Annotated in this window: 2 protein-coding genes and 1 pseudogene; all 3 read left to right on the forward strand. The window is 59.6% G+C overall.

Annotated features, from left to right (window positions below; all coding sequences use genetic code 11):
• On the forward strand, window positions 1–372 hold a 372-nt coding region (locus EN939_RS33755; RefSeq protein WP_164751493.1), incomplete at its 5' end, for a transglutaminase-like domain-containing protein.
• A gap of 132 nt (window positions 373–504) precedes the next feature.
• Window positions 505–1,236, forward strand: a complete 732-nt coding sequence (locus EN939_RS33760; protein WP_127271775.1) for a peptidase — start codon at window positions 505–507, stop codon at window positions 1,234–1,236.
• 101 nt (window positions 1,237–1,337) lie between these two features.
• Window positions 1,338–1,524 (forward strand): annotated as a pseudogene (locus EN939_RS33765) (aspartate aminotransferase family protein); the annotation flags it as partial.

A 1,524-nucleotide genomic window follows, 5' to 3' on the forward strand; every position in this document is an offset into this window, starting at 1 on the left:
GTCTACACGCCCGGCACCACCAGTGCGACGACGCCGGCGGAGGAAGCCTTGGCGCTGAAAACCGGGGTCTGCCAGGATCATACCCATATCTTTGCCGCCGCGGCGCGTGCCATGGGCTTTCCGGCCCGCTATGTCAGCGGCTATCTGATGCTGGAAGCCACGGTCGAGCAGGCGGCCAGCCATGCCTGGGCCGAGGCGCATGTTTCGGGTCTCGGCTGGGTTGCCTTCGATGCCGCCAATGGCATTTCACCCGACGAGCGTTATGTAAAGGTGGCAACGGGCCGCGATTACCGCGACGCCACGCCGGTGTCGGGAATTCGGCTGGGACAGGCGGAAGAACAGCTTGCGGTCACCGTCACGGTGGAGCAGTAATCCTCGCAAGATTGCTGCCGAGCGATTCATCGTTTCAAGGAAACGCCGAACCGCTCTATCCCCTTGTTTTAACGCAATTCCGGACGGAAAACCGCTTCACACTTTTCCTGGAATTGCTCTAGAAGAGATTCCATGACCTATTGCGTTGGCCTGAAGATCGATCGCGGGCTCGTGTTCATGTCGGACACGCGTACCAATGCAGGCATGGATTCCATCTCCACCTTTCGCAAGATGCATGTCTGGGAAGAGCCGGGCGAGCGCGTCATCGTTTTGATGTCGGCGGGCAATCTGGCGACGACGCAGGCCGTGGTCAGCCTGCTCGACGAGCGCACCAAGGCGATCTCCGAAAGACATTCCACGCTGCTCGAAACGCCGTCGATGTACCAAACGGTCCGCATTGTTGGCGACACGGTCAAGGAGGTCATCGCCAATTCGTCATCCGCTGGCGAGAAGGCGGATTCCTATTTCAATGCGTCCTTCATCCTCGGCGGTCAGATCAAGGGCAGCGAGCCGCGCCTGTTCATGATCTATCCCGAAGGCAATTTCATCGAATCGACCGATGACACGCCGTTTTTCCAGATCGGCGAGACCAAATACGGCAAGCCGATCATCATCCGCGCCTACGAAAAGACGATGAGCCTCGCCGAGACGGTGAAGCTGCTTTTGGTGTCGTTCGATTCGACGTTGAAGTCGAACCTGTCCGTCGGCTTGCCGCTCGACCTGCTGTTCCTGGAGAAGGACGCCTTCAAGGTCGGATTGAAGAAGCGGATCGGCCAGGACGACCAGTATTACCGCACGATCTCCGACGGCTGGTCGAATGCGCTGAAGACGGCCTTTGCCAGCCTGCCGGATTTCCCGGGCTGAGGCGTGCGGCATCCGTTGTCGGTTGCGTCTATTTCACGCGTTAATTAATAAAGAGACCAGCCGCGATGGATGGTGGCGGTCGATCATGTCGGGAGGACAGGATGTACAACGATGATTTCCGGCAATGGTCGCGCCGCGCCGCCGACTGGGGCGCCGACTACCGCAATACGCTACGCGAGCGGCCGGTGCGGCCGCTGGTCGAACCGGGCGACATTTTTCGAAGCATTGAGGCTTCGCCGCCCGAAGACGCCGAGCCGATGGACCGGATATTCGCCGACTTCGAAGAGA

This window comes from Mesorhizobium sp. M7A.F.Ca.CA.002.05.1.1, assembly GCF_003998335.1.
Taxonomy (GTDB): Bacteria; Pseudomonadota; Alphaproteobacteria; order Rhizobiales; family Rhizobiaceae; genus Mesorhizobium.

Excerpts from the sequence above, each read along its gene's own strand:
- EN939_RS33760 (WP_127271775.1), top strand. The coding sequence starts at position 505 with ATGACCTATTGCGTTGGCCTGAAGATCGATCGCGGGCTCGTGTTCATG.